The sequence below is a fragment of the Occallatibacter savannae genome, assembly GCF_003131205.1.
Taxonomy (GTDB): domain Bacteria; phylum Acidobacteriota; class Terriglobia; order Terriglobales; family Acidobacteriaceae; genus Telmatobacter; species Telmatobacter savannae.
Genome location: NZ_QFFY01000001.1, coordinates 501,114 through 524,510, shown reverse-complemented (window position 1 = coordinate 524,510; position 23,397 = coordinate 501,114). Strand labels below are relative to the sequence as shown.

Below are 23,397 nucleotides of genomic sequence, written 5' to 3'. Positions count from 1 at the left end.
AGCTACAAGCTGGCCTGGAGGATTTTCCCGAATATGGCTATTCCCATCTCACAGGTGTGGACCGTTGCCTCATACGTGTGGAAGCAGAAGCTGAAGGGCGTCAAGCGCTATCCGACGGTGCTGATGCTCGAGCCGCTGTTCCGCTGCAACCTGGCGTGCGCCGGCTGCGGCAAGGTGCAGTATCCTCCCCACGTGTTGAAGCGGATGCTCACGCCTGAGGAGTGCTTCGCGGCTGTTGAAGAGTGCGGCGTCCCCATGGTGGCTATTCCCGGCGGAGAGCCGCTGCTGCACCCGCAGATCGTGGAGATCGTGAACGGGCTTGTGGCGCGCAAGAAGTATGTCTACATGTGCACCAATGCCCTGGAACTGAAGAAGCGCCTGCACGAGTTCACTCCATCGAAGTACCTGACATTTTCTGTTCACCTCGACGGACAGAAAGAACACCACGACTTCTCGGTGTGCCGCGAGGGTGGATACGACATCGCAGTGGAAGGCATCAAGGAAGCGGTGAAGCGCGGCTTCCGCGTAACGCCGAACTCCACGTTCTTCGACGGAACCGATCCGAACAGCGTTCGCGCACACTTTGACGAGATGATGGCGATTGGCGTGGAGGGCATCGTGCTCTCGCCGGGCTACAGCTATGACAAGGCACCCGATCAGACGCACTTTATGGGCCGAGCCCGCGTGCGCAAGCTTTTCCGCGCGATTCTTTCGAACCGCAAGAAGACCTGGAAGTTCAATATGTCGCCGCTCTTTCTGGAGTTCCTGATGGGCGACCGCAATTACGACTGCACGCCCTGGGGCTCGCCCGCGTACAACATCTTCGGCTGGCAGAAGCCTTGCTATCTGCTGCAGGACGGCTACGCTGAGAGCTTCAAGGAACTGATGGAAACCACCAAGTGGGAAGACTACGGCGTGGGCAGCGGCAATCCCAAGTGCGCGAATTGCATGGTGAGCTGCGGTTACGAGCCCACGGCGGTTCTCGACGGCTTCCTCTCGCTGAGCGGCTTCTGGGGTATGGTGAAGGGCACGTTCAGCACCTACAAGAGCAAGCACGCGCTCAAGCAACTCAATGAGTGGGACGCGCACGCACACAGTCAACTGGTGCAAATCGAAAAGCCATCCCGCGTTCTGGAGGAGACCAACGCATGAGCGCAGAGGTCCTGAAATATACGCGAGAGCAGATCGAGGCGCTTGAGATTGCGCCGGGCGCTGTGCATGAAAACCTGGAGGGCTCGGTGCCGTCGCTGGCGACCGACGAAGAAGTGCGCCAGGCGCTTGAGAAGGCTTTCGATTATCGCGGCGATGTCACAATCACCACGAAGGCCGGAACGAAGGTCGAGGCCTACATCTTCAACAGGCAAACCGGGTCGACGCTCGCAGATTCGTACGTTCAGTACTTCGCACCGAATGTGGCGACCAAGCAGAAGCTCAGCTATGCGGAGATCGCACGGCTTGAGTTTACGGGCAAGGATCGCGCCGCGGGCAAGCACTGGGAAGACTGGGTGAAGGCTTACAACGAGCGCAAGGCAGCCGGCGAGAAGAATATCGCGCTGCTTCCGGAAGCGGAGTAGGCAGAAGATTACACGGGCAGGAGAAAGGCGCGGCGTGACCGCGCCTTTTCTGTTGTGAATTCAGCTATTGAAGCCGCGGACGTGCCGGTTGGCTTGCGTCTGCCGTGTTGGTGTCGCGCGGCATCATTGAGACAACCAGATATTCGCGGTCCTTGTTGTCGAGGTCTTCGACACGCAGGACCATCTTGTCTTTCGAGAGGAAGAATTGCGCCTGCTGGCCGACCGGGAGCAGAACGGGATGCTTATCGTCTTTGGGACGGATGCGGTAGGTGACGGCATCGGTCTCGAGGATGTACTCCTGGCAGAGAACTTCTTCGGTCTTTTTATGTGAACTGTCGGTCCCGAGCAGTTCGCCGGTGAGCGTCTTGGCGTCTTTCTCAGCCATGCCGCAGGGCACCGAGGCCATCTGAAGGAGTTTGCCGGAGCGGTAGTGGTGCGGTTCTTTCGCGTAAGCGGACGCTGCGATGACGAACGTGAGGCAAAGAGCAATATGGGAGCGCAAGAGAATTGACCTCCGTTGCGGGAATGTGCGCGGCGCTGGGGGAACACGCACTGACCCTTATTGTCTTGATTGGGAGGCGAGTAGAACAGGTATCCGAAGTAATGACGCTTTAGATTAAAGCGGGCATCCATGCCCATTTGAGCTGCGTACTGCGCGGCGAGTGTTACTGCGGCTCGGTAAAATAGGAGTTCATGGTGCGAACCTTGAGGCCGGAACGATCGACTTTGATTTCGAGCGAGTGCATTTCTCCGGGACCGTTCTGGGCAGGCGGAGCGTTGAAGGCGATGGAGTAGTACCACTCGGCATCGCGGATGCAGGTGCGAAGATCGGCGGTCATGTCCGTGCTCGCGCGGAGGGAGCGGCCGCCGGTGCGCTCGGCAAATTCGCTGACCGCAATGCGCGGGAATTCGGCGTTCGCTGAAGATGTGGCCGCGACCGCTTTGCCGGCGGCATTGGCGTCCTGCTGATTCTCAGGGCCAGATGAGATGGAGTACATCGTGATCTGCGCGGCGCGAAGGTCGTGCAGCAATTCCGTGAATGTGTGGGTGTAGCCTTCGCGCTGCTTCGCATCGAGCCGTTCAAAGTCGTCGTTCGAGAGGGAAGGCCAGCCGGAGCCGATCCAGATCAGGAGCGTACGTCCGCCGGAGGTTAACTGTTGCTGGGCAATGCCGTCGAGAGCGGCAATGGAGTCTTTGAAGTGAACCGCACGGCAGTTCGATGCCGTTGCGCCCGAATCCTTTTTGCTTCCGGAGGTATTCTGCTGGAGCGCGGGCTGGTCGGCTCCGCAGAAGTTGGAGTGGACATTCTTTGTGAGCTTCACAAACGCGCGGCCGATTGCGTTGCGATCGGTTGTGGGAGAAGTTGCGCTCAGATGGCCGTTGAACCAGAGCGCGAAGGCGGTAGGTGCCGGCAGAGGTTTGTGGCTCTCGGCTAGATAATTGAAGATGGCGTTTTTTTCGGATGCGAGTTCCGGCGCTGGTGTATTGACCGCATCCAGCAGGATGAGGACCTGCGTTCCGTCGCTCTGCGCCTGACCGTCGATAGGATGAAACGCGATGATTCTGCGCGGCTGGTGATTATCGTAGAGGCTGAACTCTTCGGCACGAAGATCGGAGACGGGATCTCCGGAAGCGTTCATTACCTGAACGTTCATCGTGATGCGGTGTGTGACGCCGGACCGCTCTTCACGATCTTCTTTGGAGCGAGTCTTGAGGACAGGATGTTGAGGGAACGCTGCGGTACAGACGATGGCCAGGATGAGCCCGGCGCCGAGTTGAGCCGCTGACCTGGGGTTCAGGCCACAGTACCGCATGTCTTTACGATACGCGGAACGCAGGATGCCTGTCATGCAGGCAGAGTGGTGCTACTTAGCCGAACAGCGCGGTGATGATGTGATTGACGGCGAAGGCCCCGGTCCAAGCAAGGGTGAGCATCCAGGCGAACTGCACCGCGGGCCACTTCCAACTGTTTGTTTCGCGCCGCACGACCGCCATGGTGGAGGTGCATTGCATGGCGAAGGCAAAGAAGATCATGAGCGCGACTGCACCGCCGAGAGTCATGTCGGTGTGCAAGGCGTTCTGCAGGTGCATGGTCTGGGTCTCAGGGTCTGCGCCGTAGAGCGTGCCCATGGTGGAGACCATGACTTCGCGGGCGAGGACACTGGAGATGAGCCCGATGCCGACCTTCCAGTTGAAACCGAGAGGAGCAATCGCAGGTTCGATGAAGTGGCCCATTTTGCCGATGACGCTGTCGGCGAGTTCGGGCGCGGTGTAATGGCCGCCCGGGCCTGGAACCGGAGGAATATGGGCTAGCAGCCACAAGCCGAGCGTGACGGAGAGGATGACGGTTCCGGCCTGGCGCATGAAGACCTTGGCGCGATCGACGAGGCGCATGCCAAGAGAGCGCAGAGTGGGCATGCGGTACTGCGGCAGCTCCAGGATGAAGGGAGCTTCGCTGGATTTAAGGATCGAGCTCTTCAGCAGCCATGCTGTTGTCATGGCTGCGACGAAGCCGGCGAGATAGAGGCCGAGCATGACGATCGTCTGAAGGCCAAGAAACCCATGAAGGAATGTTTTGGCCGGAATGAACGCTGCGATTAGCAACATGTAGACGGGCAGCCTGGCCGAGCAGGTCATGAACGGTGTGACAAGGATGGTAGCGAAGCGGTCGCGCTTGTTCTCGATGGTGCGCGTGGCCATGATGGCTGGAACGGCGCAGGCGTAAGCCGAGAGGAGAGGGATGAAGGCTTTGCCGTTGAGGCCGGTGGTGCGCATGACGCGATCGGCGATAAGAGCGGCGCGGGCGAGATAGCCGGAATCTTCGAGGATTCCGATGAAGAGGAAGAGAAGGAGTATCTGCGGCAGAAAGACGAGGACGGAAGAGATGCCCTTCCATGCGCCATCGATGACGAGCGACTGCAACCAGCCCGCGGGGAGCAGCGGCCTGACGAGCGCACCCATCTTGGCGAGGACGTCGCCGAAACCATCGCTGAGAGGCTGGCCGATGGAGAAGACAACTTCGAAGACACCGATGACGACGGCCAGGAAGAGCAGCGGTCCCCAGATGCGATGGAGAAGAATGCTGTCGAGCTTGCGGCTGTTCTCGGCTGAGAGCGGAGCCTTGTAGCCGGTTCGACGGCTGACCTGCGCGGCCCAGCGATGCGTGCTGGCGGCGTTGCCGAGCACGGGCAGGGTGAGAAGCTGCTCCGCTTTCTTTGCGGCGGGTGGCAGAGCGCACTGGTTGAGAAACAGGGGAACGGCGTCGAGACCGGATCCGTGGACAGCGCTGATCTGGGCTACGGGCGCGCCGAGTTCCTTGGCGAGCTTCAGGGTGTCAATCTTGCCGCCGCGCGACTCCATGACGTCGCTCATGTTGAGGAGGATGAGCGTGGGAAGTCCCAGGGCGAGGACTGGCGCGGCGAGCATGAGCTGCCGCGTGAGGTGCAGGGAATCGAGAACGAGCAGGACCGCGTCGGGCTTGGGAGTGCCGGGCATCTTGCCCTTGAGCACGTCGACGGAGACGCGCGCGTCTTCGGAGTAGGGAGTGAGCGAATAGACGCCCGGAAGATCGATAAGCGTGAGGTCGTCGCGGCCTACGCCGGACATCAAACCCATGCGCTGCTCTACGGTTACGCCCGGGTAGTTGGCGACCTTCTGGCGCAAGCCGGTGAGGCGATTGAATAGGGTGGATTTGCCGGAGTTGGGTGGTCCAATGAGGACGACGGTGCTGAGCCCTCCGGAGCGCGGTGCCTGAGGTGGCTCAAACGCCGGCGTCTCACAGCAGGCGTTCATCTGGTGGCACCTGCGAATTCGTGAATCTCGGTTTGCGCTTCGGCGCGGGTGTTCGCCGCGATCTTGCTCAACTCGGCAGCAACTGCGCCTGTTGCGGTCTCGGTGTTGCTACGAACGCGGATGGACTGGGCTGTCTCGCGGCGGAGTGCGATCTCCATGCCGTCGATCGCGTATACCGTAGGGTCCCCGGCTGGAGCTTTGCGAAGGGCGGTGACCTGAGCGTCAGGAACGAAGCCCATGTGCATTAAGAAGTTTTGGACTGAATCGGGGAGATCGAGCGCAATCAGGGTGGCTGTTTCGCCGATGCGCAGATCCGTGAGCACACTCACCTGCCGAACTCCTTGGCACCGCCCGAAGGGCAGCACTCGAAAACTACGACCAGATTGGTCTGAGTTCAGTATACGACCGATTTGGTCGGAATCGCAAATAGCTGGAGGGATTGATCGCAAAGGGTTCAAGAACATGGTCCCGACCTCCCCGAGTCGGTCTTTTTAACGCCCCTATCGACCCCTCGGAACTTCCTTTATGACAGCCAGATATGTGACTATTCTTATCCGTGGTTGGCGCCCGCGGATGTGATTTGGGTCACGCACTGAGGAGATGTGCAGGTGGGTTGCGGAGGTGGAAAAGCATGAATGTGCAGGAGTTCATGCAGTCTCTGAAAGGGAATTCAGCACCGGCTGGCCTGGGGGCTCCGGCAGCTGCGCTGTGGTGGGACGCGAAGGGGGACTGGTCGCGGGCTCACGGCCTTGTGGATGAGCTTGAGACGAAGGAGGGCATGGCGGTGCATGCGTATCTGCACCGCAAGGAGGGCGCAAACGGGAATGCCGAGTACTGGTACGCGCGCGGCGGGCGGACCTACTTTCGGTTGGCACCTGAAGAGGAGTGGAAAGCGCTCGTTTGCGGTCTGTTGTCAGAAGTTTCCGGAGTGACGGAGGAGAAGACTAGAAGCAGATGACGAGATCGCTGTATGGCTTCAGTTTTGCATCCGCGGTCAGCAGGTGTAGCGGCTCAGTCATTGCCTGCGCTACTAGGAGCCTGTCAAAAGGATCGGAGTGATGCATCGGGAGCGTTGCCACCAGCTTTGCATGTCTCGACCAGATGGGCAGTTCAGTAAACCCGGACTCGCTTATATGGCCTGCCAGGGCCAGTGGGTCACCTCTCATCTTGCCGAGACGCACTTTGATGGCCGCTTCCCAGATGGAAGCGGCGGAGACGAATACCGCTTCGGCGCTCATGATAGTTTCGAGTACGTTTTGAGGTAGCCTGTCAGGGTCGTAAAGCGACCAATAAAACACGTGTGTATCTAGCAACAGCCGCATCACTCGCCTTCGAATTCAGCCAGGATATTCGCAGGGAGTGAGGCATCAAAGTCGTCTGCGAGCCAGCCGTTTTCCGTCTTGAGCAGTCCGAGACGATAACAAGGCTTTGAGTATCCCTCCAGGCTTGTCAATCGAGCGACGGGTTTGCCGTTGCGGGCAATGATGACATCAGATCCCGAAGCAGCAGTATCAATCAGCTGGGATAAGCGCGTTTTTGCTTCATAAACGTTGACAGTAGGCATAGGTAAAGTTCGCTTGGTCTGACTTGGTCTAGTCTACCACAGAGTTCTTATTCAGGTCTGCCGTCGCGGAGGCGGCGGATCCCGAGAGGGTTTGACTCCCGCAGTTCGGGTCGAAGCGCTGCGTCCGGGAAGTTCTGGAAGCAGACTGGGCGGGCGAAGCGATAGATGGCCAGGCTGCCCACCGAAGTGAAGCGCGGGTCGGAGGTGGCGGGATACGGGCCGCCGTGGACCATGGCGTGTGTGACTTCGACTCCTGTGGGGAAGGCGTTGAAGATGAGGCGGCCGGCTTTCTGCTCGAGAACCTGGATGAGTTCCTGATTGGCCGCGAGGTCGTCTTCGTCGCCGAAGATGGTAGCGGTGAGATGGCCGCTGAGGGAGCGGGCGGCGGCGAGGTAATCTTTCGGCTCTCCGCAGCGGACGACGAGGGTGTCGGGACCGAAAATTTCGTCGGCAAGTTCAGGGTGGGAGACAAGGTCGTCGAGAGTGGTGGTGAAGAGGCGGGCTCGCGCGTGAAAGGGTGCAGTGCTGTCTTCGTGGTCTGCGGGTGATGGGGATTCGACGGCAGAGACGCGTGCAGCGCGAGCGATGGAGGCGCGGTCGTATTCGCGGGCGATGCCGCCGGTGAGGAGCGTAAAAGGTTGCGACTGCTGTACAAGGAGCTGAAGCTCTTCGCGGAATTTGAGGGCCTGCGGGGATTCGGCGAGAAAAATCACTCCGGGCTTAGTGCAGAACTGGCCCGAGCCGAGGGTGAACGATCCGAAGAGACCCTGCGCGAGAGCAGCGGGGCCCTTGCGAAGCGCGCCGGGAAGGATGAAGAGCGGATTGCCGCTGGACATCTCGGTAAAGCAGGGGATCGGTTCGGGGCGCGAGGAGGCGGCGTCCATGAGAGCGCGACCGGCGCGTAGAGATCCGGTGAACGCGACGGCGCGGATGGCGGGATGCGTGACGAGAGCGGTGCCGATTTCAGTGCCTGCGTCGAAGAGCATGGAGAAGGTTCCAGCAGGGAGAGATTCGGCGGAGACGGCTTCGGAGATAATGCGGCCGGCGATCTCGCTGGTGCCTGGATGCGCGGGATGGGCTTTGACGATGACGGGACATCCGGCCGCGAGGGCGGAAGCGGTGTCTCCGCCACCGACGGAGAAGGCGAGCGGGAAGTTGCTAGCTCCGAAGACGGCGACGGGGCCGAGAGGGCGAAGCATGGCGCGGAGGTCCGGGCGGGGAAGAGGCTGGCGGTCCGGGAGAGCGGGATCAATCCGTGCCTGCACCCATGAGCCGTCTTCGACCACGGTGGCGAATAGGCGGAATTGGTTGGCGGTGCGGGTGACTTCCCCGGTGAGTCGGGGGAGCGGAAGGGCTGTTTCGAGGTGGGCACGATTGGCGAGTTCGTCGCGGTGGGACTCGAAGCCAGCTGCGATGCGGCGGAGGTACGCGGCGCGGGCTTTGCCAGAAATCTGCGAGTAAGCGTTAAACGCTTCGGCGGCGAGGTTGGCGGCGCGGTCGAGTTCATCGAGCGTGGCGGAGCGGAAGACCGGCTGGATGGGTTCGCCAGTAGTGGGAGAGAAGGCCTGAAAGCTGGAGCCGTTGCGAGTGCCGCGTTCGGAGCCGATGAAGGAGAGTCCGGTGAGTTCCATGACTTGTTCAGTGTAGAGCACAGCTGATAGCCGTCAGCTATTAGCTATTAGCTTTTAGCCGTTAGCTCGTGCGAAGCGACTTGGATTGGGTCGGAGCGCGATTTGCCAGAGGCAAACGACATTCGGTAGAACTGGGCGGATGGATCGCGCGTGATTGCGCGTGCGGTGAAGTGAAGATCGAATTGTGCCTAGGGAGGAAGGATGCCTTTCAATGCGACTCCGGTGGTGAGTGCGGCTGGTTCGAGGAAAGATCATGATGCGCCGCTGGTGCCGCGCGATCGCATGTTGCCGTTTGTGCTGGTGACGGCGCTCTTCTTTCTTTGGGCGGTTCCGAACAACTTCAATGACATCCTGATTCGCCAGTTCATGAAATCGTTCGAGATTAACCGGCTGCAGGCGGGGCTGGTGCAGTTTGCGTTTTATCTCGGGTATTTTTTCCTGGCGTATCCGGCCGGCGTGATTATGCGGAGGGCTGGATACAAGACAGGTATTGTGATTGGGCTTTGCTTGTATGGAGCTGGATGCATCTTGTTTTATCCGGCAGCGCATGTGGGGCAGTACTGGTTCTTTCTGACGGCGTTGTTTGTGATTGCGAGCGGGCTGGCGTTTTTGGAGACGGGAGCGAGTCCGTTCATCATTCAGATTGGCGACCCGGAGTCGGCTGCGCAGAGGGTGAACTTTTCGCAGTCGTTCAATCCGTTGGGCAGCATCACAGCGGTACTGATTGGGAGCAGGTTTATCTTCTCGGGAATTGAACTGAAACCGGATCAGGTGGCGGCGCTGCAGGCGGCCGGGACGTATCAGGCGTATTTGAAATCGGAGACGCTGCGGGTGGTGACGCCTTATTTGGTCCTGGGATCGCTGGTGCTGCTGTGGGCGCTGCTGATTGCGCGAACGCCATTTCCGCATACAGGGATGGACTACTCGCGGGACACGCTCGAGCATGACACGTCGAAGCCGCTGTGGAAGCGCAAGCACTTCGTGTTCGCAGTGGTGGCGCAGTTTTTGTATGTGGGCGCGCAGGTGGGGGCGTGGAGCTGGCAGATCCCGTATGTGCAGACGTACACCGGGCTGGGTGAGCGAAAGGCGGGCTATCTGCTGACGGCGGCGCTGGTGGCGTTTACGGCGGGGCGTTTCTTTTCGACGTGGCTGCTGCGGTATGTGCGTGCTTCGCAGCTGCTGGCCGTCTATGCAGTGATCAATGCTGTGGTGTGTGGAGTGGCGGTGCTGCGGCCGGGTTGGGTCGGCGTTTACTGCCTGGTGGCGACGAGCTTCTTCATGTCGACGATGTATCCGACGATTTTTGCGCTTGGGGTAAAGGGATTGGGTACACACACGAAGACGGGCGGCGCGATTATCGTGATGTCGATTGTGGGGGGAGCAGCGATTCCGCCGCTGATGGGACGCGTGGCGGATCTGTCGAGTGTGGCGGTGTCGTACGCGGTTCCGGTGTTGTGCTTTGTTGGAGTGGCGCTCTATGCGTGGTTGGGAGCGGGGGCCGATCGCGAGGAGATTGAGGCGGAGCCGGGGTTGGCGGGGGCGTGAGGAGAACGTAGCGGCCGTGGTGTTTGCGCTCCACATCCGCCGGATGTGCAGACTGTGTTGTGACTCTCTTAGCGAGTTGGCGTCGCGTTCGCGACTTAGCAAGTTAGCGAGTTAGCGGCATGCGGGCTGGCCAGCCGATGCGGCCGCGCTGACTATTTGACTATTGCTCGGCCACTACTGGGTTAGTGAGCGAGCCGAGGCCTTCGATGGTGACGGTGACGGTCTCGCCGGGTTTTAGCCAGCGCTTGGGGTTGCGGCCTAGGCCTACGCCGGGAGGGGTGCCGGTGGAGACGATGTCGCCGGGTAGCAGCGGCGTGATCGACGAGAGGTATTCGATGAGCGCCGGGATGTTGAAGACGAGCTCGCGGGTGTTGGAGTTCTGGAGTTGCTCGCCGTCGATGGAGAGGCTGATCTGGAGGTTGTGCGGATCGGGGATTTCGTCGGCGGTGACGATGGCGGGGCCGAGGGGGCAGAAGGTGGGGAAGTTCTTGCTCATGGACCACTGCGTGGTGGCGAACTGAACGTCGCGGGCGCTGACGTCGTTGACGATGGTGTAGCCGTAGACGTGATCGCGCCAGGCGGAGGCGGGGATACGGAAGCCGCCCTTGCCGATGATGAAGGCGAACTCGGCTTCGTAGTCGGGCTGGGTGGAGTTCTTGGGGAGCACTATGGGGTCGCCGGGGCCGATGATGGCAGTGGCGAGCTTGAAGAAGACGACGGGAGTGGTGGGGATCTCCATACCGGACTCTTTGGCGTGGTCGCGATAGTTTAGGCCGATGGCAAAGATGCGGGGTGGATTGCTGAGCGGGGCGTGAAGGCGAACGTCTTCGAGCGAGAGGCGCGATGTGGCAAGGGTGTTGCCGGTGCCGCTGGAGATAACTTCGAGCGTGGATTTGAAGCCGTTGGGGCTGAGGTCGAGGACGGTCTTCGTGTCGTCAAAGAGAATGCCGGGGCGGACGGGGCCGTTGGCGATTGAAAAAGAGATGAGCTTCACGGGATCTCCGATTTAGTCAGGGATAAGGGCGGCAAGTCAGCGGCGCCTTGCGGGTTTCATGCGGCGGTCCAGCCGCCGTCGATGGTGAAGACGGAGCCGTTGATGAAGGCGGCTTCGCTGGAGGCGAGATAGCGGACCATGGAGGCGATTTCGTCAGGGCGGCCGAGGCGTCCGATGGGCTGGCGAGCGCGAAGTTCGGCGCGGACTTCTTCCTTGTTCTCTTTATGGAATTTGTCGAGGTAGCCTTCGACGAAGGGGGTCTCGACCGTGCCGGGGCAGATGGCGTTGACGCGGAGCGTTTTGGGATAGTCAACGGCGAGCTGGCGGGTCATGTTGACCAGGGCGCCTTTGGTGGTGCAGTAAGCGAAGCGCTGCTTGATACCGATGATGCCGGCGACAGATGCGATGTTGACGATGGTGCCTACGGGCTTGTTGTCTGCGCCAGCCGCGAAGAGCAAGGGCAGGAAGGCGCGGGTGACGAGATAGACGGCGCGGACGTTGACGTTGAGGAGACGATCGAAGTCGTCGGGCTCGGTTTGCTCGATGGAGCCGACGTGGCCGATGCCGGCGTTGTTGACGAGGATATCGAGACGGGTTAGTTGCGCGACAGCGGCGGCGATGGATTGCGTATCAGTGACGTCGAGATGAACGGCCTGGGATGATCCGATGGATTGCGCGAGAGATTTCGCTGCAGTGTGATTGATGTCAGCGATGGTGACGAAGGCTCCGGCGCGCACGAGTTCTTTGACGGTGGCTTCGCCGATGCCGCTGGCTCCGCCGGTGACGAGGGCGTGGCGGCCTGCTAGGGAAAATGCGGGCGATGATTGCGGGGCTGGCGAACTGCTCATGAGAAGCGGATTCCTTTGCTGTCGATCTCGCGCTGTGCTGAGTCAAGGATAGCCGCGGAGGGTTCGTCGGTGGTGAGGGCTCGGGTAATGACTTCGTCGATGATGGCGGCGAAGGATGCCATGTCGGGGCCTGTGGGGAGTTGGCGCGCGCCGAGGGAGATGGCTTCGACTTCGCGGTAGACGGGAATGCGGGACTGAAGTTCTGGATTGCGCCAGGTGGAGAGGCGGCAGCCGACGGTGCCATGGCGCGTAATGCCCAGGTCGCGCTCGGGAGAGGCGACGAAGCGAAGGAACTGCCAGACGAGTTCTTTCTGACGAGAGCCCCTGCCCATGGCAAGAGCCCAGAAGACCGAAAGCGAGACGGGCGGTGCGCCATACGAAGTTGGAATCGGCGCGATGGCGACTTTGCCGGCGAGTGGCGATCCTTCCCGCCCGGAGCGCGCAGCGAATCCGAACCAGTTCACCATGAGCGCGACTTCTCCCTTGAGGAAGAGATCGCCGGATTGCGTGGAGTCGAGTTGCGGGGACTGAGGATGGCAGATGGCCGGGTCGCGGACGATGCGGCGGTAGAAGTCGAGTGCGGAGAGGGCTCGGGGTGTGGTGAGGAAAGGGCGGCCGGTGGAGTCGGTGAGTTCGGCTCCGCGGCTCCATAGCTGGAGAGCGAAATCGTAGAGGGTGTTGTGGCCGTCGGGAAAGGCGGCGAAGACGGTGCCGTAGCGGTGGGCGGCGGGGTCGGTGAAGAAGCGCGCGGTCTGCTCGAATTCTTCCCATGTGGTGGGCGGGGTGAGGTCGCGGAAGAATTGTTTGCGGAATGCGGCTTGTTTCGCGGGGTCGTTGAAGAGATCGGTGCGGTAGACGAGGCACTCGGGGCCGTCGTGCCAGGGGATTGAGGTGAGGTGGCCGTTCATTATTAGCGGCTGAACGAGGGAGCGCGGCCATCCGCCGGGCCAGTCGTGAATGTGAATGCGCTGGAGCCAGGGATGGAGGTCTTCGAGCGCTCCAGAGGCGTGGGCTTCGGCGAGCCAGTCGGTGACGAGGAGTGCGAGGTCGAAGTGGCCGTGCAGGAGTCCGCTGTCGGCGATGGCGGACTTGTAGAGCTCGTGAATACCGACGGAGATGAGCTCGATCGTTGTGCCGGGGTGCGCGGCTTCAAAGAGGCGAGCTTCTTCGGTGAGTGCGTTTTCGAAGTCGGCGTAGTTGCGAAGAGCGATGCGGAGGGTGCTCATGGCGGGACTCGATGTGGATGTTGCGGCAGGGAAAGTATAAAGGCAGGGGTTAGGGATTAGGAACGGAGGGACTGAGGGACAAACGGACTAGGGACATAGGGACATAGGGACCGGGGGCATGCTTGCAGGTTGATCGTGCCCTGAGAGCATCTAAGCTTCGCAGGTGGATGCGATGGTGGTAAAGACGAAGGAGAGTGCGGCGCCGTTTGTGCCGGAGGAGAGGAAGCTGCCGGTGCTGGCGCAGGCGGTGCAGAAGTGCAGGGGATGCGATCTCTACAAGAATGCGACGCAGGCGGTCTTTGGTGAGGTTGACGGGCGCGATGGAGGCGCGAAGCCGAAGATCGCGATCATGATGATCGGCGAACAGCCTGGAGATCAGGAGGACAAGCAGGGACGGCCATTCGTCGGGCCTGCGGGGAAGCTGCTGGATAAGGCGCTGGAAGAGGCGGAGATCGATCGCAGCAAGGTTTATGTCACAAATGCGGTGAAGCACTTCAAGTGGGAGCCGCGGGGCAAGATGCGGATTCATAAGAAGCCGGGCATGAAGGAGATCAATGCGTGCAGGCCCTGGCTGGATGCGGAGTTGGAAACAGCGAAGCCAAAGCTGATTGTGGCGCTGGGTGCGACGGCGGCGCAGGGGCTGCTGGGTTCAGGGTTCAGGATTACGCAGGAGCATGGGAAGGTGCAGGAGGTGGATGGAATGCCGCCGGTGATTGCGACGCTGCATCCTTCAGCAATTTTGCGGGCGCAGACCGATGAGGATCGGCATGCGCAGATGCGGATGCTGGTGGAGGATTTGAAAGAGGCGAAGAGGGTGGCGGGAGGGTGATCAGAGTAGTCGAGATCCTCGTTCCCATGTCTCCAAAACCGGGAGACATGGGGCACCCGGCAGCATTGAATTATGCGATTGGCATCTCTCCCAGGGTCCGCGAATGCGAGGGACCTGGAACACCCAGAGTTAATGTTGGTTTGCGGGGAGGTCGGAGAGGATTTTGAGATAGGCGCGGGCGGTTTCAGTGATCTTTTCGGGAGTGCCGGCGTCGATTGCAGCGAGGTTGACAAGATCGGCGCCGACGCCAAGGGCGCGGGCTCCGGCCTGGATGAAGCGTGCCGCGGTGTCGAGGGTGACGCCTCCGGTGGGGATGAGCTTGAGGAATGGGAACGGGGCGAGAAGGGATTTGAGATAGGGTGCGCCACCCATGGCGGAGCAGGGGAAGATTTTGACGTAGTTCGCGCCGGCGCGATGCGCGGTGATGACTTCAGTGGGCGTGAGTGCGCCGGGGACGGAGAGCTTTCCGTTTGTCTTTGTGACCTGGATGACTTCGGGGTGGAGACTGGGGCTGACGATGAATTCGGCGCCGGCGTTGATGGTGGCTTGCGCTTCGGCTGCGGTGGTGACTGTGCCGGAGCCGAGGAGGACACGGGAACCGTATTCCTGCTTGAGCTCTTTGAGGAGATCGATCGCGTTGGGGACGGTCATGGTGACTTCGACGACGGTAACTCCGCCGGCGATCATGGCTTGAACGACGGCGTGGGCCTGCGCGGCAGAGCGAGCGCGGAGGACGGGGATGAGGCCGACACGTTCGATGATTTCGGCTGTGGTGTCTGCGGATGTCTGCGGCATTTCGTTCTTCATTGTATCGAGGAGAGCGCATTGATTACTGGTTCCCATGTCTCCAACTGCAGGAGACCCTTCGACCGGCTCAGGGCAGGCTATGGGGCACCCGATGTGTTTGAGCAACGGTTGCACCTTCGATCAGGGTCGAGGTCCGTGTAGGATGAGAGCGAATCTTTGGAGGCGTGATTGTGAGACTGTTTCGCACGACGGGCGGCGTGTTCGTGGAAGAGGAAGAGCAGCACTATTTCATTTCGGGGCATAGCTGGGATTCGCTGCTGTCGCGGGATGATCTGCCGGAGTTCCTTGCCGAGTTTGTGGCGCGCGGAGATTCTTACGGGCGATTTCACGAGGGCGAAGTGCTGGCGCCGATCGAGCGGCAGGAGGTCTGGGCTGCGGGAGTGACTTACTACCGGAGCCGCGGCGCGCGCATGGAGGAGTCGAAGGATGCGGGCGGCGGAGACTTCTACGATCGCGTGTATTCGGCGGAGCGGCCGGAGCTGTTTTTCAAATCGACGGCGAGCAGGACAGTCGGAACAGGCGGGACGGTGAAGATTCGCGCGGATGCGAAGTGGTCAGTGCCGGAGCCGGAGCTGACGCTGGTGGTGAGTGCGGGCGGGCGGATCGTGGGATACACGATCGGGAACGATATGAGCTCGCGGGATATCGAGGGGGAGAATCCGCTGTATCTGCCGCAGGCGAAGGTCTACAGCGGGAGCAGCGCGCTGGGACCGGGGATTCTGGTGACGGGAGATCCGCTGGCGCGGTCGACGGAGATTGTGCTGGAGATTGTGCGAAACGAGCGAATCGAGTTTGAGGGTTCGGTGGCACTTACGGAGTTGAAGCGGGATCCGAAGACGCTCGTGGAGTATTTGTTCCGCGATGACAATTTTCCAGCGGGAGTATTTCTGATGACGGGAACTGGGATTGTGCCGCCGAGTTCGTTCACGCTGGAGCGCGGGGATCGGGTGCGGATTACGATTGAGCCGATTGGGACGCTGCAGAACGTGGTGGGGTGAGTGAACCCAGGTCTCCAAAGACGGGAGACCCGGGGCACCCGCGCCGAATGAATGGGGCACAATTAACGCCAGCGGGCTATCAGAGTGCTGGGCTGTGTTGCTGAAGGAAAGCGTCAACTTCGGCGCGGGTGGGCATGGAGGCTTGTGCGCCGCGGCGCGTGACGGAGATGGCAGAGGCAGCGCAGGCGAAGCGGGCTGCGGAGAGTGGGTCGCGGCCGTCGAGCAGGGCGACGGCTAAGGCGCCGTTGAAGCAGTCCCCGGCGGCGACAGTGTCGATGGCTTCGACGGGATAGGGCCTGGCCCAGCCGGAGGTGCCATCGGATGTGGCGATGAATGCGCCTTCGGATCCGCGTTTCAGAACGATGGCCGGAAGTCCGCGATCAAGCAGATGCTGCGCGATGGTTTCGGGCGAGGAGTTTTCGTCGAGGTAGAAGCCAGCTTCAGTCTCGTTGGGTGTGAACCAGGCGACCCGTTTCCAGATTGAGTCGGTGAGCGGGGCGGCCGGTGCTGGATCGAGCATGACCGGAACGCCTAGCTCGGCGCAGAGTGCGATGGTGTGCTTGGTGGTGCGCATGGGGAGTTCGAGTTGGCAGAGAACCATGCCTGCGTTGCGAATGATCTCTTTGTGCTGGTCGATGTAGGCGGGCTCTACTTTGCCGTTGGCGCCGGGGACGACGACGATGGCGTTCTGGCCGTTGTCGGCGAGGAAGATGGGTGCGAGGCCGGAGGAGCCGGGGACAGGCGTGAGGTGTGAAATGTCGACGCCAGCATCCTTGAGGTTTTGAATGAGCTTCGGGCCGTAAACATCCTCTCCCACATGACCTATGAACTGGACAGGATAGCCGAGGCGGGCGGCGGCGACGGCCTGGTTGGCTCCTTTGCCTCCGGGAGTTGTTGAGAAGCTGGTGCCGATGATGGTTTCACCGATGCGCGGGATCTGGGGCGTGCAGGTGACCATGTCCATGGTGACGCTGCCGACAACGACGATGGGTTTCTGAGCGGAGCTCGTTCGGGATTCGGGCATGGCGGTCTCAGTAGAGCGGTGCGACTGCAATGGCAGTGAGGCCTAAGAGGAAAAAGATGAACATGAGCACGAGGAGTTGGCGGGCAGGTCGCGGCGCTCCGGCGAACTCGTGCCAGATAAAGACGCCCCAGGCTGCGGAGATCATGGTGGCGCCCTGGCCGATGGAATACGAGACGGCTGGGCCGACGTTCGCGTGCGACTGCGATGCGACGAAGTTGGAGACAGCGCCACAGCACCAGATGAAGCCGCCGAGGAGGCCTGCGATGTGCCAGCCGATGGGAGCGCGGCTGTAGTCGGCTCCGTCGACGGGTGGCTTACCGTCGAGGGGCTTCTTCATCAGGAGCCAGTTGGCGGGAACGGTGGAGAGCAGGATGCCGAGTGAAAAGAAGAGGGCGATGGCGTAGGGGCCGGGGTAAAAAGGTGCAAGGCCGCCGGGGTAGACCACGACAGTGGCCATGGCGTGGGCGACCAGCGGATAGAAGCTGCCCATAAGGAGACCAGCGACGAGACTGAGGATGATGCCGCGAGTTGAAGTCGCTTTCGCGGTACTCTCACGTCTGCGATAGGCCATCGCATCGACAATGATGGCGAGAGTGACAAGGGCTACTCCGCCGAAGAGAAGTAAGCGATTGGCGGCGGGATGAACGAAGTAGCTAGAGACAGTTCCGACGATGAGAGCCAGTCCAATACCGACCGGGAAGGCGACAGCGAGACCGGCGATATCAATTGCGGCAACGAGGAGAAGGTTGGCGATATTGAAAATGATCCCGCCGCAGATTGCGTATGCGATGGCTTCTGCTGGTGTGTGCAGGACTGCGTCCCAAAATGGAGTGCCCTTGCCGAAGGAGCCGAGAGTGAATCCCCAGGCCAGCGCGCCGAGGACGACGCCGAATGTGTAGTCCCAGTAGAAGAGCTGGAAGCGGAAGTTTGGGCAGAGCTTGAGGGTGTTGGCCCAGGAGCCCCAGCAGAGCATGCTGAGGATCATGAGGGCGAGGGTGAGCTGATAGGTTTCGGGCAGAAACATTGCGAGCCCCGGAGTGGTTTTGGTGCAACTGGGAACGATACGCGGAGGGGGTGTGCCAGCGCAAACTCAATTCCCGGTCCCAGAATGCGAGGGACCTGGGGCACCCGCGAACATCTGGTTTACCAGGTCTCAGAATCGAGACCCTTTCGACTGCGCTCAAGGCCGGCTCTGGGACACCGATGTTCAGTTGATCTTGAGATTCCCGCCCTAGCAGAGCTAGGACGGGGCACCCAACTGTGACGTAGTGCGGAAAGCTATTGGCGGGCGGATTTTAGGGCTTCGGTGAGGGCGGGGACTACTTCGAAGAGGTCGCCTACGATGCCGTAATCGGCGACTTCGAAGATGGGGGCTTCGGGGTCTTTGTTGATGGCGACGATGCACTGGGAGCCCTTCATGCCGACGAGGTGCTGGATGGCTCCGGAGATGCCGACGGCGAGGTAGAGCTTGGGAGCGACAGTCTGGCCGGAGCTGCCGACCTGGCGTTCGATGGGAAGCCAGCCGTTGTCGCAGATGGGGCGCGAGGCGGCGACCTCTGCACCGAGGGAGGCGGCGAGGTCCTGCACGAGGGAGAGATTACCTTCTTCGCGGATGCCGCGGCCGACGGCGACGATCATGGGAGCCGAGCCGAGGTCGACGGTTTGCGCGGTGCCGCGGAATGGCTCGCCGGGCTTGGTGCGGATGTGCGAGGCTTCGAGGTTGGGTGTGAACGTGGTGATTTCGGCAGGGGCGGATTGCGCTTCTTCTGCGCGGAACGCTCCGGATTGGACGGAGATGAGTGTGGGGCTGCCGGTGGACTTGTACGAACCGCTGAGTCGGCCCTGCATCAGCGAGCGGACGAAGACGGGGCCGTCGCTGATTTGAGTGACGTCGCCGATGAGGACGCGGCCGAGGCGCGCGGCGAGGGCGGGCGCGTAGTCGCGCACCTGGTAGGTGTGGGGAAAGACGATGAAGTCGGGTGACTCGGCTGCGATGAATTGCTGGAGCGCAGCGGTGAAGCCGTCGGGAGTGTAGGGCGAGAGGAGCGGGTGCTCGATGCGGACGATTTTGCCGACGTTTTTGGTTGCGGCTTCGGCGGCGAGAGATTCGGTCTGCGCGCCGATGACGATGGCGGTAGGCTTGGTGCCCGACTGCGCGGCGAGGATGTTGGCTGCGGCGATGGCTTCAAGGCTGATGCGGCCGAAGCGGCCGTTGCGATCTTCGAGAACTACGTAGATGCCGCTCATATGATGCGCACCTCGAACTTGAGTTTTTCGACGAGAGTGGCCGCGGCTTCCTTGGGTGAGCCGGGGATGATCTGCGTGGATTTCTGTTTCGGTGGCTGGGTGATCTTCTCGAGTGTTGCGGCGGGCGCAGCGGGCGCGCCGGGCGCATCTGACGCGCCGAAATCGGCGGCGGAGACTTTACTCAGCTCTTTGGTCTTCGCTTTCTTGATTCCCATGAGCGTGGCGTAGCGGAGCTTGGTGCCACCGGACTGGATCATGAGCACGGCGGGGAGGGGAAGGTCGATGTTCTGGAACCAGCCTTCTTCAAGCTCGCGCTTCACGGTGATGCCGCTGTCGGTTTTCTCAACGTTGAGAATGAGCGAGGCGTGCGGGAGGTCCATGAGTTCGGCCATGATGACGCCGGTTTGGCCGTAGCCCATGTCATCTGATTGGAGGCCGGTGAGGACGAGATCGGGGCTCTCCTGCTTGGCGGCGGCGGACAGGAGTTGGGCCACGCCGAGCGCGTCGAGTGTGTTGAGGTTGTCTGATTCGACCTGGATGGCGCGGTCGGCGCCTTTGGCGAGGGCTTCGCGGATTGTTGTTCCAGCGCGTTCGGGGCCGGCAGAGAGGATGACGACTTCGCCGCCGTGCTTTTCCTTGAGTTGAAGAGCCTCTTCGAGGGCGTAGGCGTCGGACTCGTTCATGGCGAACTGGATGTCGGATTCTTCGATCCATTTGCCCGAGCTATCGATGCGGACTTGAGCATCGCGCTCGGGGACTTGTTTGATGCAGACGATGATTTTCATTTCTTGTTCCTTTGCTATAGTGCCTTGCGTGCAGTGATTGATTTAGCTCAGATACTTCTCTTCCACCGCCGAGATACAACGATTCCCTTGGACTTGGATAGCGGTTGACGTGCTGGCAAAGCGTTGATCCCATCCAGCCAGCTGCGGTGCATCTCCAGGGTGACGTTATTGATCGGGTAATTGATTTCTGGAGCAGACCAGTCGTGAAGAACCTCGATGACCACTTCGTCTTCATTGAATTCGAATCGATCCGAAGCGATAAGGGTGAACGCGATTGCATTCAGCTCCGCCTCGTTCAGCTTACCCGCCAAAGCTGCTGTCAACAGCTGACGCATGTGATCACGGGTAACCGTGAAATCCCTATCCATGTCTTCAATCGCTATCGAAGTCTCGATTTCGTCTATTCGAGATATAGAACAGGCAGCCTCGGCAGCCAGCCGTTCCGCATCTAGTTCACCCAGGAAGAACCGCTTCAAATCTTCTTCGCGCACGAATCCTCACAAGTTCATTGTTGATTAGCAGGCGGAAGGTTGCGGGCGGTGAGTTGGGCGATATCTAGCAGTTGCGGGGCGGCGTCGCCCTTTTCGGCGAGGGCGTCGCGGAACATGGAATTACAGAAGGGGCAGGCGGTGCCGATGGTGGAGGCGCCGGTGGCGATGAGTTCGTTGACGCGGGTGTGGCTGACGCGATCGCCGGTTTCTTCGCCGAGGAATACGAGTCCGCCGCCGGCTCCGCAGCAGAAGCTGCGCTGGTGGGAGCGGGGCGCTTCGACGACTTCGCCTGCGAGGGAGGCCACGGCGCGAGGTTCTTCGTAGACGTCGCGGTAACGGCCCAGGTAGCAGGGATCGTGAAAGACGATCTTGTTGTTTGCAGGGGCTAAAGCCCGATCGGGATTCGGACTGTTTTCGGCACGACTGAAGTCGTGCCCTGACGCTTCTTGTTCGACAGCGGAGTTCTCGTTCCCAGGTCTCAAAGTCGAGACCTGGGGCACCCGAGCTTCTTGTTCGGCGGTGAGGTTTTGGTTTCCAGGAATCGAGACCTGGGGCACCCGAACATTTTGGTTCGGTCTTGGGAGTTTGTCGGCGAAGCGGGCCAGAAATTCGCTATGGTGTTCGATCGCGGGCGGTGTGCCGAATTCTTTCCAGTCTTCCTGGATGGTGCGGACGCAGTGAGGGCAGATGGTGACGATCTTCTTGACCTTATTCTGCGCGAGGGTCTCGAGATTCGATTCGGCGAGCTGCTGGAAGAGGAGGTCGTTGCCGAGGCGGCGGACGGGATCGCCGGTGCATTTCTCTTTGCGGAGGACTCCGTAGCTGGCGCCGAGATAGTTCATCACGCGGGCAAAGTCGGCGATGATCTCGCGGCCTTTGGGATCGTAGCCGCCCATGCAGCCGAGCCAGAGACAGTATTCCTGCGATCCGTCGAAGACGGGGAATTGCTGCTTCTGAATGAATTTGTCGCGATCAGAGGCCGGCATGCCGAGGGCGTTTGAGCCGCGCTCGAGAGCGAGGAAGAGCTTCGCACCGTGTTCGTCTTCCCACATGCCAGTGTTCACGGCGCCGCGGCGGAGTCCGATGATGATGGGGAGATGTTCGATGCCGACGGGGCACTGGTACTCGCATGCGCCGCAGGTGGTGCACTGGAAATCGGCAGTGATGGAGTTGTAGGTGCCGATGATGTTCTGTTCGGATGCGGGGCCGTGCTCGTTCAAGTAGCCGCGCAGACCGAGGATGATTTGTTTGGGGTTGAGTTCTTTGCCGGTGTTGTTGGCGGGGCAGTGCTCGGTGCAGCGACCGCACTCAACGCAAGAGTAGGCCTGGAGGCTGGTGAGCTGGGTGAGGTCTTTGCCGGTGACCAGGCCGAAGTCTTCATCCCCGACGAGGGGCGGGATTTTGCTGAAGCCTCCGCGGGAGAGAAAGATGGTGGCGGGGCTGAGCACGAGATGAAGGTGCTTAGTGTGGGGAATGATGGGCAGGAAGACGAGGATGGAGAGTGCGTGGATCCACCAGAGCGCGGTTGCGGCTGGGCTGGCGCTTCTCACGGCGAATGCGGCCAGGTAGGTGACCATCAGGATGAAGATGAGCGCCGCGATGAAGCCGGATTCGTAGGAGACCTTTCGGCCTAGCCAGCGGGGGCGAACGAAGAAGCGTCGCACGAAGAGGCCGAAGATTCCAATGGCGCATGCGGCGGCGAATGCCGCGGCGAGATAGGAATAGGAACGGCCGAAGAAGCCGACCGGATCGAGGAAACCGAGGCCGAATCCGACGGCGAAGTGATTCAGAGTGACGAGAGCGAACGCACAGAATCCCCAGAAGACGAAGGCATGGGCGAGACCGGGGAGGGGACGCTCGCGAATTACTTTTGCCTGGCAGATGACTTCCCAGAAGAAATCCCAGCTGCGCTTGCCGACAGGGGCGAGGGTGAAGTTGGGGTCCTTTTTGGAATGCAGTATGCGGCCGAGGATCGGGGCGAAGCGGCGGAGGAAGATCGCCGCGGAGAGGAGGATGAGGGCGAGAAGAAGGAGCTTTTCCCACGTTTGGAAGCTCTGGGGTTCAGCCAGCGTGGAGGAGAGGAAATTCATACTCGAACCCACTCACGATACACGATCAGGGGTGTGACGCGCAGGGTGGGGCGTGGCTCACGGCTGGCGGTCTGTGGAAGCAAAGAGATGTGTTTTCGAGGACAGCAAAAAGGGCGGGATCTCTTGCGAGATCTCGCCCTTATGCATTCTGTAGTTTTCGAAGATCCGGATCGGCATCCGGATCGCAACGCGGTTCTACAGTTGAGGTAGTTCATTCGAGCTCAGCCCGAGTTTCCCTCCCTTTGCCTGTACAACCTTTGTTACTCGAGTTTTCAAATTGCCTTCGATCATCGTTGCCGACTTTCTGCAAGGCCATAGGCTAACTCTCTCCTTTGTGGAAGATTGCTCTTCCGTTAATGGATTAGAGACGGTGTGTGAGGGACGGGTTGTCGGGTTGCGAAGAGAATCGAGCTCTGGTTGTTGAGATAAGGCAGGAAGTTCAATTGGGATTAGCCCCCGGTCCCCAAGTGCGAAGGACCGGGGGCACCCCTTCATCAGGGTTGCTGTTTGCGGGCTTCGGCTTCGGCGAGCCAGCCACGGCGGAGCTTGTCGGCGGGGATGCTGGACATGTAGGGCTTGATGTCGAGTATGGGAGTGCCGTCGAGCATGTCGACGCCGCGGACGTGGAGCTTGGGACCGTCGCGGCGGAGGAGTTCGACGACAGTGAGGGCGATGGGATTCGGACGGCGGGGCGAGCGTGTTGCGAAGACGCCGTGCGGACGGTTGTCGGCTGGTGAGGGACCGAAGAGGTCGAAGCCCTCGGAACGATCGAAGGCCCAGATGACGAAGAGATGCGAGAAGCCATCGATGTCGATGAGGCCTGGTTCGAATTCGGGGAGGATGTCGAGGACGCCTTCCTCATCGTGCTTTACGCCGAGGCCTTTGGGGATGGCTTTGGTGCTGGTGTAGGGGCTGCGAACGTAGCCGATGGGTTTTGGCGTGAACACGAAGT

Annotated in this window: 24 protein-coding genes; 6 read left to right on the top strand and 18 right to left on the bottom strand. The window is 60.7% G+C overall.

The window, feature by feature from the left end:
• Window positions 1-33: 33 nt before the first annotated feature.
• Both hpnH and DHV10_RS02355 read left to right on the top strand, forming a co-directional pair.
• Window positions 34-1,152, top strand: coding sequence for an adenosyl-hopene transferase HpnH (gene hpnH, locus DHV10_RS02360; RefSeq protein ID WP_109484705.1), 1,119 nt, complete (start codon window positions 34-36; stop codon window positions 1,150-1,152).
• A complete protein-coding gene (locus DHV10_RS02355) occupies window positions 1,149-1,574 on the top strand; it encodes a hypothetical protein (RefSeq protein WP_109484704.1) in 426 nt (141 codons plus the stop codon). The genes hpnH and DHV10_RS02355 overlap by 4 nt, the downstream gene beginning before the upstream one ends.
• Window positions 1,575-1,638: 64 nt before the next feature.
• Here the strand turns inward: DHV10_RS02355 and DHV10_RS02350 are convergent, their stop codons facing one another.
• From DHV10_RS02350 to DHV10_RS02335, 4 genes are all read right to left on the bottom strand, one after another.
• The gene (locus DHV10_RS02350) at window positions 1,639-2,076 is read right to left on the bottom strand and encodes a hypothetical protein (protein ID WP_109484703.1); all 438 of its coding nucleotides are present in this window, start codon (window positions 2,074-2,076) and stop codon (window positions 1,639-1,641) included.
• Between the two features lie 163 nt (window positions 2,077-2,239).
• Window positions 2,240-3,424 (bottom strand): VWA domain-containing protein, encoded by a 1,185-nt coding sequence (locus tag DHV10_RS02345; protein WP_109484702.1) that lies wholly within the window; start codon window positions 3,422-3,424, stop codon window positions 2,240-2,242.
• Window positions 3,425-3,443: 19 nt separating this feature from the next.
• Window positions 3,444-5,366, bottom strand: coding sequence for a ferrous iron transporter B (gene feoB, locus DHV10_RS02340; protein WP_109484701.1), 1,923 nt, complete (start codon window positions 5,364-5,366; stop codon window positions 3,444-3,446).
• The gene (locus tag DHV10_RS02335) at window positions 5,363-5,695 is read right to left on the bottom strand and encodes a FeoA family protein (protein WP_239461258.1); all 333 of its coding nucleotides are present in this window, start codon (window positions 5,693-5,695) and stop codon (window positions 5,363-5,365) included. Before DHV10_RS02335 ends, feoB begins: the two co-directional genes overlap by 4 nt.
• 302 nt (window positions 5,696-5,997) lie before the next feature.
• Here DHV10_RS02335 and DHV10_RS02330 point away from each other — a divergent pair, with 302 nt between their 5' ends.
• Complete coding sequence (locus DHV10_RS02330) at window positions 5,998-6,324, top strand: hypothetical protein (RefSeq protein ID WP_109484699.1); 327 nt, start codon at window positions 5,998-6,000, stop codon at window positions 6,322-6,324.
• Here DHV10_RS02330 and DHV10_RS02325 read toward each other — a convergent pair.
• The 3 genes from DHV10_RS02325 to DHV10_RS02315 are packed head-to-tail and all read right to left on the bottom strand — an operon-like array spanning window position 6,311 to window position 8,561.
• Window positions 6,311-6,688, bottom strand: coding sequence for a type II toxin-antitoxin system VapC family toxin (locus DHV10_RS02325; RefSeq protein ID WP_109484698.1), 378 nt, complete (start codon window positions 6,686-6,688; stop codon window positions 6,311-6,313). The two genes, DHV10_RS02330 and DHV10_RS02325, sit on opposite strands and share 14 nt — an antisense overlap.
• Window positions 6,688-6,930: a type II toxin-antitoxin system Phd/YefM family antitoxin gene (locus DHV10_RS02320; protein WP_109484697.1), complete on the bottom strand. Its 243-nt coding sequence runs from the start codon at window positions 6,928-6,930 to the stop codon at window positions 6,688-6,690. Before DHV10_RS02320 ends, DHV10_RS02325 begins: the two co-directional genes overlap by 1 nt.
• A 47-nt stretch (window positions 6,931-6,977) precedes the next feature.
• Complete coding sequence (locus tag DHV10_RS02315) at window positions 6,978-8,561, bottom strand: aldehyde dehydrogenase (NADP(+)) (RefSeq protein WP_109484696.1); 1,584 nt, start codon at window positions 8,559-8,561, stop codon at window positions 6,978-6,980.
• A gap of 201 nt (window positions 8,562-8,762) precedes the next feature.
• On the opposite strand from DHV10_RS02315, the gene fucP reads away from it, so the two are divergent.
• Complete coding sequence (fucP, locus tag DHV10_RS02310) at window positions 8,763-10,106, top strand: L-fucose:H+ symporter permease (protein ID WP_239461257.1); 1,344 nt, start codon at window positions 8,763-8,765, stop codon at window positions 10,104-10,106.
• A gap of 160 nt (window positions 10,107-10,266) precedes the next feature.
• Here the strand turns inward: fucP and DHV10_RS02305 are convergent, their stop codons facing one another.
• Genes DHV10_RS02305 through DHV10_RS02295 form a run of 3 tightly spaced genes read right to left on the bottom strand, consistent with a single transcriptional unit; the run spans window position 10,267 to window position 13,174 of the window.
• Window positions 10,267-11,100: a fumarylacetoacetate hydrolase family protein gene (locus DHV10_RS02305; RefSeq protein ID WP_239461256.1), complete on the bottom strand. Its 834-nt coding sequence runs from the start codon at window positions 11,098-11,100 to the stop codon at window positions 10,267-10,269.
• 56 nt (window positions 11,101-11,156) lie between these two features.
• Window positions 11,157-11,948 (bottom strand): SDR family NAD(P)-dependent oxidoreductase, encoded by a 792-nt coding sequence (locus DHV10_RS02300; RefSeq protein ID WP_109484695.1) that lies wholly within the window; start codon window positions 11,946-11,948, stop codon window positions 11,157-11,159.
• Window positions 11,945-13,174, bottom strand: coding sequence for an extracellular solute-binding protein (locus DHV10_RS02295; protein ID WP_109484694.1), 1,230 nt, complete (start codon window positions 13,172-13,174; stop codon window positions 11,945-11,947). The genes DHV10_RS02300 and DHV10_RS02295 overlap by 4 nt, the downstream gene beginning before the upstream one ends.
• Window positions 13,175-13,346: 172 nt before the next feature.
• Between DHV10_RS02295 and DHV10_RS02290 the strand changes: the two genes are divergently transcribed.
• Window positions 13,347-14,003 carry a UdgX family uracil-DNA binding protein gene (locus DHV10_RS02290; RefSeq protein ID WP_109485663.1) on the top strand — a complete coding sequence of 219 codons (657 nt, stop codon included), beginning with the start codon at window positions 13,347-13,349 and terminating at the stop codon, window positions 14,001-14,003.
• Between the two features lie 129 nt (window positions 14,004-14,132).
• Here DHV10_RS02290 and DHV10_RS02285 read toward each other — a convergent pair whose 3' ends face one another.
• Window positions 14,133-14,798 (bottom strand): bifunctional 4-hydroxy-2-oxoglutarate aldolase/2-dehydro-3-deoxy-phosphogluconate aldolase, encoded by a 666-nt coding sequence (locus DHV10_RS02285; protein WP_109484693.1) that lies wholly within the window; start codon window positions 14,796-14,798, stop codon window positions 14,133-14,135.
• 182 nt (window positions 14,799-14,980) lie between these two features.
• Here DHV10_RS02285 and DHV10_RS02280 point away from each other — a divergent pair, with 182 nt between their 5' ends.
• Window positions 14,981-15,808 (top strand): fumarylacetoacetate hydrolase family protein, encoded by an 828-nt coding sequence (locus DHV10_RS02280; protein WP_109485662.1) that lies wholly within the window; start codon window positions 14,981-14,983, stop codon window positions 15,806-15,808.
• A gap of 79 nt (window positions 15,809-15,887) precedes the next feature.
• Here DHV10_RS02280 and rbsK read toward each other — a convergent pair whose 3' ends face one another.
• From rbsK to tsaA, 7 genes are all read right to left on the bottom strand, one after another.
• Window positions 15,888-16,832, bottom strand: coding sequence for a ribokinase (rbsK, locus tag DHV10_RS02275; RefSeq protein WP_109484692.1), 945 nt, complete (start codon window positions 16,830-16,832; stop codon window positions 15,888-15,890).
• Window positions 16,833-16,839: 7 nt separating this feature from the next.
• Complete coding sequence (locus tag DHV10_RS02270; RefSeq protein ID WP_109484691.1) at window positions 16,840-17,856, bottom strand: GRP family sugar transporter; 1,017 nt, start codon at window positions 17,854-17,856, stop codon at window positions 16,840-16,842.
• Window positions 17,857-18,110: 254 nt separating this feature from the next.
• The gene (locus DHV10_RS02265) at window positions 18,111-19,079 is read right to left on the bottom strand and encodes an electron transfer flavoprotein subunit alpha/FixB family protein (RefSeq protein ID WP_109484690.1); all 969 of its coding nucleotides are present in this window, start codon (window positions 19,077-19,079) and stop codon (window positions 18,111-18,113) included.
• Entirely contained in the window at window positions 19,076-19,864 is a 789-nt protein-coding gene (locus DHV10_RS02260) for an electron transfer flavoprotein subunit beta/FixA family protein (RefSeq protein WP_109484689.1), read from the bottom strand. The genes DHV10_RS02265 and DHV10_RS02260 overlap by 4 nt, the downstream gene beginning before the upstream one ends.
• A 47-nt stretch (window positions 19,865-19,911) precedes the next feature.
• On the bottom strand, window positions 19,912-20,355 hold the full coding sequence (locus DHV10_RS02255; protein ID WP_109484688.1) for a hypothetical protein: 444 nt from the start codon (window positions 20,353-20,355) through the stop codon (window positions 19,912-19,914).
• Window positions 20,356-20,369: 14 nt separating this feature from the next.
• Window positions 20,370-22,445 (bottom strand): (Fe-S)-binding protein, encoded by a 2,076-nt coding sequence (locus DHV10_RS02250; RefSeq protein WP_239461255.1) that lies wholly within the window; start codon window positions 22,443-22,445, stop codon window positions 20,370-20,372.
• A gap of 494 nt (window positions 22,446-22,939) precedes the next feature.
• Window positions 22,940-23,392, bottom strand: coding sequence for a tRNA (N6-threonylcarbamoyladenosine(37)-N6)-methyltransferase TrmO (gene tsaA / locus DHV10_RS02245; RefSeq protein ID WP_109484687.1), 453 nt, complete (start codon window positions 23,390-23,392; stop codon window positions 22,940-22,942).
• Between the last annotated feature and the right edge of the window lie 5 nt (window positions 23,393-23,397).

Bases quoted from the DNA above. Each gene is read 5' to 3' on its own strand.
- DHV10_RS02325 (WP_109484698.1), bottom strand. From the start codon at position 6,688: ATGCGGCTGTTGCTAGATACACACGTGTTTTATTGGTCGCTTTACGAC.
- DHV10_RS02345 (WP_109484702.1), bottom strand. From the start codon at position 3,424: ATGACAGGCATCCTGCGTTCCGCGTATCGTAAAGACATGCGGTACTGT.
- DHV10_RS02265 (WP_109484690.1), bottom strand. From the start codon at position 19,079: ATGAGCGGCATCTACGTAGTTCTCGAAGATCGCAACGGCCGCTTCGGC.
- DHV10_RS02320 (WP_109484697.1), bottom strand. From the start codon at position 6,930: ATGCCTACTGTCAACGTTTATGAAGCAAAAACGCGCTTATCCCAGCTG.
- DHV10_RS02250 (WP_239461255.1), bottom strand. From the start codon at position 22,445: ATGAATTTCCTCTCCTCCACGCTGGCTGAACCCCAGAGCTTCCAAACG.
- DHV10_RS02330 (WP_109484699.1), top strand. From the start codon at position 5,998: ATGAATGTGCAGGAGTTCATGCAGTCTCTGAAAGGGAATTCAGCACCG.
- feoB (WP_109484701.1), bottom strand. From the start codon at position 5,366: ATGAACGCCTGCTGTGAGACGCCGGCGTTTGAGCCACCTCAGGCACCG.
- DHV10_RS02270 (WP_109484691.1), bottom strand. From the start codon at position 17,856: ATGTTTCTGCCCGAAACCTATCAGCTCACCCTCGCCCTCATGATCCTC.
- DHV10_RS02260 (WP_109484689.1), bottom strand. From the start codon at position 19,864: ATGAAAATCATCGTCTGCATCAAACAAGTCCCCGAGCGCGATGCTCAA.
- DHV10_RS02355 (WP_109484704.1), top strand. From the start codon at position 1,149: ATGAGCGCAGAGGTCCTGAAATATACGCGAGAGCAGATCGAGGCGCTT.
- DHV10_RS02315 (WP_109484696.1), bottom strand. From the start codon at position 8,561: ATGGAACTCACCGGACTCTCCTTCATCGGCTCCGAACGCGGCACTCGC.
- DHV10_RS02300 (WP_109484695.1), bottom strand. From the start codon at position 11,948: ATGAGCAGTTCGCCAGCCCCGCAATCATCGCCCGCATTTTCCCTAGCA.
- hpnH (WP_109484705.1), top strand. From the start codon at position 34: ATGGCTATTCCCATCTCACAGGTGTGGACCGTTGCCTCATACGTGTGG.
- DHV10_RS02295 (WP_109484694.1), bottom strand. From the start codon at position 13,174: ATGAGCACCCTCCGCATCGCTCTTCGCAACTACGCCGACTTCGAAAAC.
- fucP (WP_239461257.1), top strand. From the start codon at position 8,763: ATGCCTTTCAATGCGACTCCGGTGGTGAGTGCGGCTGGTTCGAGGAAA.
- rbsK (WP_109484692.1), bottom strand. From the start codon at position 16,832: ATGCCCGAATCCCGAACGAGCTCCGCTCAGAAACCCATCGTCGTTGTC.
- DHV10_RS02290 (WP_109485663.1), top strand. From the start codon at position 13,347: ATGGTGGTAAAGACGAAGGAGAGTGCGGCGCCGTTTGTGCCGGAGGAG.
- DHV10_RS02285 (WP_109484693.1), bottom strand. From the start codon at position 14,798: ATGCCGCAGACATCCGCAGACACCACAGCCGAAATCATCGAACGTGTC.